Source organism: Halomonas sp. HP20-15 (assembly GCF_033446685.1).
In the GTDB taxonomy this organism is placed as follows: domain Bacteria; phylum Pseudomonadota; class Gammaproteobacteria; order Pseudomonadales; family Halomonadaceae; genus Modicisalibacter.
Window position 1 is genome coordinate 258,049 of record NZ_JAWQLY010000007.1, and the last position, 7,208, is coordinate 265,256.

8 protein-coding genes are annotated in these 7,208 nt (G+C 61.8%); all 8 read left to right on the forward strand.

Going from position 1 to position 7,208, the window contains the following annotated elements; genetic code table 11:
* Nucleotides 1–26 precede the first annotated feature (26 nt).
* Nucleotides 27–1,031: a TRAP transporter substrate-binding protein gene (locus R6258_RS11625; protein WP_318450406.1), complete on the forward strand. Its 1,005-nt coding sequence runs from the start codon at nucleotides 27–29 to the stop codon at nucleotides 1,029–1,031.
* Nucleotides 1,032–1,097: 66 nt separating this feature from the next.
* Nucleotides 1,098–1,631: a TRAP transporter small permease gene (locus tag R6258_RS11630; RefSeq protein ID WP_318450408.1), complete on the forward strand. Its 534-nt coding sequence runs from the start codon at nucleotides 1,098–1,100 to the stop codon at nucleotides 1,629–1,631.
* Between the two features lie 4 nt (nucleotides 1,632–1,635).
* Nucleotides 1,636–2,916, forward strand: a complete 1,281-nt coding sequence (locus tag R6258_RS11635; protein ID WP_318450410.1) for a TRAP transporter large permease — start codon at nucleotides 1,636–1,638, stop codon at nucleotides 2,914–2,916.
* A gap of 35 nt (nucleotides 2,917–2,951) precedes the next feature.
* The gene (locus tag R6258_RS11640; RefSeq protein ID WP_318450412.1) at nucleotides 2,952–4,088 is read left to right on the forward strand and encodes a mandelate racemase/muconate lactonizing enzyme family protein; all 1,137 of its coding nucleotides are present in this window, start codon (nucleotides 2,952–2,954) and stop codon (nucleotides 4,086–4,088) included.
* A 2-nt stretch (nucleotides 4,089–4,090) separates the two neighbouring features.
* Nucleotides 4,091–4,957, forward strand: a complete 867-nt coding sequence (locus tag R6258_RS11645; protein ID WP_318450414.1) for an amidohydrolase family protein — start codon at nucleotides 4,091–4,093, stop codon at nucleotides 4,955–4,957.
* A gap of 76 nt (nucleotides 4,958–5,033) precedes the next feature.
* Complete coding sequence (locus R6258_RS11650; RefSeq protein ID WP_318450416.1) at nucleotides 5,034–5,831, forward strand: NAD(P)-dependent oxidoreductase; 798 nt, start codon at nucleotides 5,034–5,036, stop codon at nucleotides 5,829–5,831.
* A 296-nt stretch (nucleotides 5,832–6,127) separates the two neighbouring features.
* Nucleotides 6,128–6,883 carry a FadR/GntR family transcriptional regulator gene (locus R6258_RS11655; RefSeq protein WP_318450418.1) on the forward strand — a complete coding sequence of 252 codons (756 nt, stop codon included), beginning with the start codon at nucleotides 6,128–6,130 and terminating at the stop codon, nucleotides 6,881–6,883.
* 101 nt (nucleotides 6,884–6,984) lie between these two features.
* Nucleotides 6,985–7,208: aldehyde dehydrogenase family protein (locus R6258_RS11660; protein ID WP_318450420.1), on the forward strand; the 224-nt coding region annotated here is incomplete at its 3' end.

Below are 7,208 nucleotides of genomic sequence, written 5' to 3' on the forward strand. Positions count from 1 at the left end.
ACATGCGACACAACAGGAGTCATGTCATGCAAACAAGAAAACGCTTTAGTGTAGCCGGTTGCCTGCAAGTCACCGCGATTGCGGGGGCTCTGGCAGCCATGGCCATGCCGGCCCAGGCCGATCAGTGGCGGGGCTGGAACATTCATCCGCCGGGCTACCCGAACAGCGTGGCTCTGGAAAGTTTCGCCCAGGAGGTCGCCGAGAAGACCGACGGGCGTGTCGAGCCCAAGGTCTACCACAATGGAGTGCTGGGCGATCAGCCGGATGCCATCGAGCAGGTTCGCAGCGGCGCGCTGGACTTTGCCAACTTCAACATGGGCCCGATGGGGCCGATCGTGCCGGCCACCAACGTGCTGTCGCTGCCGTTCATCTTCAATAGCGTCGAAGACATGTACAAGGTCATGGACGGCGAGATCGGTCAGCGCTTCGCCGATGCCCTCGCCGAGAAGAATCTCATCGCCCTGTCCTGGTTCGGTTCCGGCGCGCGCAGCCTCTACAACACCGATCATCCGATCAAGACGCCCGACGATGTCAAGGGCGTCAAGGCCCGCGTGATGAACAACGACCTGTACGTAAAGATGATCGACAACATGGGCGGCAATGCGACGCCGATGGCCTACGGCGAGGTCTATCAGGCGCTCAAGACCGGCGTCATCGATGGCGCAGAGAACAATTACCCGTCCTACGAATCCAGTGGCCACTACGAAGTCGCCAAGTACTACTCGTTGACCGAGCACTTGATCCTGCCGGAATGCCTGTGCGTCGCCAAGTCCAGTTGGGAAGCGCTCAGCGAGGAAGACCAGAAGGCTGTTCGCGAAGCGGCTGAAGACGCCGCCAAGGAACAGCGGCAACTCTGGGAGAAGGGTGTTGAGAAGAGTAAGCAGAAAGTTCTCGACGCTGGCGTGAAGATCAACGAAGTGGATGACAAAGCGGCATTCCAGGAAAAAATGCAGCCCATCTACGACGAGTTCGTCAAACAGAATCCGCAGCTCGAGTCGCTGGTCAAAGATATCCAGGCCGCGCAGCAGTAATCGTACCAATCCATGAACGACCCCGGGTCGGTTCCGACCCGGGGGTTCTTGAAAGGATTAGCTACCGTGAGTTCCTACTCCGACCAACTCAGTGACCAGGACGTAGAAACAAGGCCTCAGTCGCCGTTCGATCGCTTCCTAGACGGCATCGCCCATTTTTGCATCATCGTGGCGGGCGTCATGATGGTTTTCCTGATTATTACCTTCGGCTGGCTGGTGTTCGGTCGCTATGTTCTCAACGATACACCAACCTGGGTCGAGCAATCCTCCTTGGTCATCGTGGTTTACATCACCTGCCTCGGCGCCGCTGCAGGGGTCCGCAACAACAGCCATCTGAGCATCGACTTCGTGCGCGAGGGTCTACCGCAACTGCCGCGTGAAATCATGCGTTATATCTCTGATCTTTTTGTCACTTGCTTCGGTTTTTTCATGGCCTGGCAGGGCTGGCATTTGGTTATGGAAAATCTCAGCCGTCCCATCCCGATGATCGGCTTTTCCGAGAGTTGGCGTGCGGCACCGCTGGTGATCTGCGGTGTGCTGATGGTCCTGTTCTCCTGCGTCAATATCGTTCAGCGCATGCTCAAGCTAAGGGAGGTTTGATCCCATGGGACTGATGATCCTGTTCGGCCTGTTCTTTCTGGGCCTCATCGTCGGTGCACCGGTGGCTTTCGCCGTCGGGCTGGCCGCGGTCGGGACCTTCCTTTACGAAGGTTTGCCACTGTTCGTCGGCTTCCAACGTATTCTTTCCGGTATCTCGGTCTTTTCGCTATTGGCCATACCGTTCTTCATTTTTGCCGGCGAGCTGATGTTGCATGGTGGTATCTCCACCCGTCTGGTGCGTCTGGCCTCGGCGGCAGTGGGGCGCGTGCGTGGCGGACTGGGCATGGTCAACGTCAGCTCGTCGATGCTGTTCGGCGGGATCTCGGGCTCGGCGGTGGCCGACGTTTCCGCGCTGGGCTCGATCCTGATCCCGGTCATGAAGGAAAAGGGCTACGATGCCGATTATGCGGTCAATGTGACCGTAACCTCCTCGATCGCCGGGGTGGTGATTCCGCCCAGCCACAACATGATCCTATACGCCGTCGCCGCGGGCGGGGGCATCTCGATCACCCAACTGTTCATCGCCGGCATCGTGCCGGGCGTGCTGATGTGCCTGGCACTGGCGGTGGCAGCCTATATCGTGGCGGTCAAGCGTGGCTACAAGGGCGAACCGTTCCCCGGCTGGTCGGCACTGATCATTAGCTTCGCGGCGGCGTTGCCCGGGCTTATGACCGCGGTGATCATCGTCGGCGGGGTGCTCTCCGGAATTTTGACGGTGACCGAGTCCGGCGCTTTCGGCGCGATCTACGCCATCGTCGTGACCGGACTGGTCTATCGCGAGCTGCGCTGGGAGCCGTTCAAGCAGGCTGTCTATCAGGCGGTGCGCACGACCTCGCTGGTGATGATCCTGGTGGGTTGCGCCTCGGCCTTCTCGTACCTGCTGGCGCTGTACAGCGTGCCGCAGCTGCTGACCGACACGCTGCTGAACATCTCCGACAACCCCTACGTCATCCTGCTGCTGCTCAACCTGTTGCTGCTCGGGCTGGGAATGATCATGGATATGGCGGCGCTGATCCTGATCTGCACGCCGATCTTCCTGCCGGTGGCAATGCAGTTCGGCATGGACCCGATCCAGTTCGGCATCATCATGATGATGAACCTGGGCCTGGGACTTTGCACGCCGCCGGTCGGGGCCTGTCTGTTCGTCGGCAGCGTCATCGGCAAGATCAAGATCGAGCATGCAGTACGTACCATCTGGCCGTTTTACCTGGCGCTTTTCGTGGTGCTGATGCTGGTGACCTACGTGCCGGCGATATCGCTGACGCTGCCCGGTTATTTCCTGTAGCGATTTTTTCTCTACCCGCTCTTGGGCTGTCCGACATGAAGATCGAAAAGATTCATACGCACATTCTCGACTATAAACTCGACCAGGCTTTCGAAAGCGCCTCGATGCGCTTCGAAAGGCGCCAGCACTGTCTGGTGGAAGTGGTCTGCGACGATGGCACGATAGGCTGGGGCGAGTGCCTGGGCCCGGCCAAGGCCAATGCGACGATCGTTCAAATCTACGCGGCCGCGTTGATCGGTCGCGATCCGCTGGAAACCGAGAAGCTGTGGCTCGATCTCTACAATCGCCTGCGCGATCAGGGCCAGCGCGGGCTGACCGTAACCGCCCTCAGCGGGATCGATATTGCCCTGTGGGACATCAAGGGCAAGCATTACGGCGCGCCGGTCAGCGAACTGTTGGGCGGGCGCTTTCGCGACAGCGTGCGCGCCTACGCCACGGGCTCGTTTCGCCGCGACGGCGTCGACCGGGTCCAGGACGTCGCCGACGAGGTGGCCGGCTACGCCCGCGAGGGCTTCCATGGGGTCAAGATCAAGATCGGCTTCGACGTCGAAGAGGACTTGCGCTCGATCGCCGCGGCGCGCGAAGCGATCGGTCCCGAGCGTCGGCTGATGATCGACGCCAACCACGGTTACGACCTGCTGGAAGCGCTGGAAGTCGGCAAGCGTGCCGAAGCGTATCGTGTCGACTGGTTCGAGGAGCCGGTACTGCCCGAACAGCTTGCCACCTACCGCGCGGTACGCGACGGCCAGCCCATCCCCGTCGCCAGCGGCGAGAACTGGCACGGCCGCTACGCCATGCTCGAGCCGCTCTCGACCCGTGCGGTGGATATCGCCCAGCCCGATGTCTGCGGCGTGGGTGGGTTTTCCGAAATGCGTCGTGTCGTCGACATGGCGGCGATGTTCGGGGTGCGCCTGGTGCCGCACGTATGGGGCACGGCGGTGTGCCTCGCGGCCAGCCTGCAGGTCATGGCGGCGCTGCCGCCCAATCCGCCGCGGCGCAAGCCCATCGAGCCGATCATGGAGTTCGATCGCACCAAGAATCCGTTCCGGCAGGCCGTCGTGCAAACGCCGATCGAGCATGATCAGGGGGTCGTGCGCATTCCGGACGGCCCCGGCCTGGGCATCGAGATCAACCGCGACGCATTGCGCCAATTCGCTTTGAAGGAGGCATGATCGTGTCAGAGATTCCCGCCAATACCCGCCCGCTCGACGGCCCGGCGCCCAAGCTCAAGGCGCCGGCCGGGGCGACCGACTGTCACATTCATCTATACCTGCCGGGCTTTGATGCCCAGCCCGGCGGTCCGAAGATTCCCGAGCTGGCCACGGTCGAGGACTACCGCAAGCTCCAGCGATGGCTGTCGCTCGAGCGCGTGGTAGTCACCCAGCCCAACGCCTACCAGCGTGACAACAGCGCCCTGCTCGCGGCGCTCGGTCAGTTGGGCACGCAAGACGCACGCGGCGTTGCCGCGGTGACGCCCGACACGCCGTACGGCGACCTGCAGGCCTGGCACGACAAGGGCGTGCGCGGGGCGCGGATCATGAACCTGCCGGGCGGGGCGGTCACCAACGCTGAGATGCTCGACGTCGAAAAGCGCATCCGTCCGCTGGGCTGGCACCTAATGGTGCAGTTCAACGGCTGCAAGCTGAACGACTATCTCGACGACCTGCGGCGCATAGAAGGCGAGTACATTATCGACCACATCGGCAAGTTCATGCCGCCGGTGCCGGCGGACGATGCCCGGGTCGACGAGATCCTGCGGCTGCTCGATCGCGGCAACGCCTGGTTCAAGATCTGCGCCGGCTACGAAGCCAGCCAGACCGGCGGCCCCGACTACGCGGATATCGGGGCCATCGCCAAGCGGGTTATCGCGCATGCCCCCGAGCGCATCATCTGGGGCACCAACTGGCCGCATGTCGGCGTGCCGCGCGAGAACTACCCCAGCGACGCCGAACAGCTCGACGTGCTGCTTGATTGGGCGAGCCCCGAGGTGCGCCAGAAGATTCTGGTCGACAACCCGGCGACGCTGTACGGGTTCGACTGATTTTGGTTTCAGACCACATGACTACAAGGTACGCCATCGTCATGCATCGCGATGGCCATGAACGAGGGAGGAACACATGATCAAGCGTCTTCTGGTAACCGGTGCCGCCGGCGGAATGGGGCGTCTCATCCGGCCGCAGCTGGCGACGCTGGCAAAGCAGGTGCGCCTGTCGGATATCGGCGATCTGGGCGAGGCGGCCAGCCATGAAGAGCTGGTGACGTGCGATCTGGCGGACGCCCAGGCCGTCAGCTCGCTGGTGGAAGGTTGCGATGCCATCATCCATCTGGGTGGCGTCTCGCTGGAGAAGCCCTGGAACAGTATTCTCCAGGCCAACATCATCGGCACCTACAACCTGTATGAGGCGGCCAGGCATCACGGCAAGCCGCGCATCATCTTCGCCAGTTCCAATCATACGACGGGCTATTACGAGCGCACGCAGAAGCTCGATAGCCAGGTCCCGCATCGTCCCGATTCGATCTATGGCGTCTCGAAGTGCTTCGGGGAGGACCTGGCCTGCCTGTACTATCACAAGTTCGACATCGAAACCCTGAGTGTGCGTATCGGCTGGTGTCATCCCAAGCCGACCGACACCCGCAAGCTGGCAATCTGGCTCAGCGGTGAAGACTTCGTCAGCCTCGCGCGGCGCACATTCTCGGCGCCGAAGCTGGGCTATACCGTCGTCTACGGGGCCTCGAACAATTCCGAACAGTGGTGGGACAACAGCAAGGCATCCTTCCTGGGCTGGGTGCCCAAGGATAGCTCCGAGCCCTGGCGCGAAGAGATCGAGGGCGCGGCACCCGAAATCGACCCTCGGGATCCTACGGTCATCTATCAGGGAGGGCCGTTTGCCACCTTCGGTCACCCCGACGATTGAGAGCGCCGAACCCGATCCGGTGGACGGATCGTCGTTTCCGTGACGGCGATCGCCCGCGTCATTGCGACGACCGGTAACAATTCATCACGGCCTGACGAACGATACGGCAGGCCGTGAGTCGCATGGAGCGACTCGCGCAGGCTCACGCTCGGAAACGGCCTGGACGTCACTCAGCACAACGACGCCTGGGCCATGCAATACTTGGTTGCCGACTGGCGGTTATCCAAGCGACCCGCACTGGTACGTTAGCCGGCCAGGCTCAAAGTTTCTCAATCCGTGGCGCAGTGGAACCCGATATGGCAGGCAAGAGTGACGCAATGAATGGCTTGAAGACGCTGAACATACAACGCGTTTCACGGGAGGGCAGTCTCTCGTTGCACGTGGCCGACCAGCTCGAGGCGCTGATCGTCAACGGCGGGATTGCCGTCGGCGAAAAGTTGCCGACGGAAAATGGCCTGTGCGACTCCTTCGGGGTCAGCCGTACGGTCATCCGCGAGGCGATCACCCATCTCAAGTCGCTGGGGCTCGTCGAGACCCGCCGCGGCGTGGGCACCACGGTGCTGCGCAATGCCACGGTCGAGGCGATGCCCGCCAATCGGATCAGTCCGACCACGGTCGAGGACATCCTGCATGTGCTCGAGTTGCGCCTGAACATCGAACCGGCCGCCGCCGAGCTGGCGGCGCTGCGCCATGACGACGAGGACCGGCGTATCCTGCGCGAAAAGCACGATGCGTTCGTTCGCGCGCGCGCCGAAAATTCCCAGGCGCGTGTCGAGGACTACGAGTTCCACTACGCCATTGCCGCGGCGACCCACAATCCCTTTTTCAAGTCGTTCTACGAACAATTGAGCCAGAGTGTCATTCCGCGTGCCAAGCTGATGAGTATCGAGATCAATACCTCGGCGACCGACAAGTATCTGGCCCGCGTCGAGGAGGAACACACCTACGTGCTCGAGGCGATCTTCGCCCGTGACGGCGAATCGGCCCGCGAAATGATGTACCAGCACCTCAACCGGGCCAGGAACATGTACGCCAAGTATCAGGAATCTTAATACCAGGATCTTAGTAGCAGAAATCCTGGTGCCAGGATTTGAGTACCGAAATCCTAGCCACTACGGGCCGATTCCGGCCCGAGCAAATTCAGGAGGAAGTCATGACCTTGGAAGGCAAACTGCTCATCGGCCAACAGGCCGTCGCCGGGTCCAGCGCCCCCATTCAGGCCACCGACCCGAGCAGCAACGAACGCCTCGAGCCGGTCTACGCCGGCGGCACCGCCCACGACGTCGACCGCGCCTGCGAGCTCGCCTGGGCGGCCTTCGATACGTACCGCGAGACCTCGCTCGAGGAACGCGCGACATTCCTCGAGACGATCGCCGC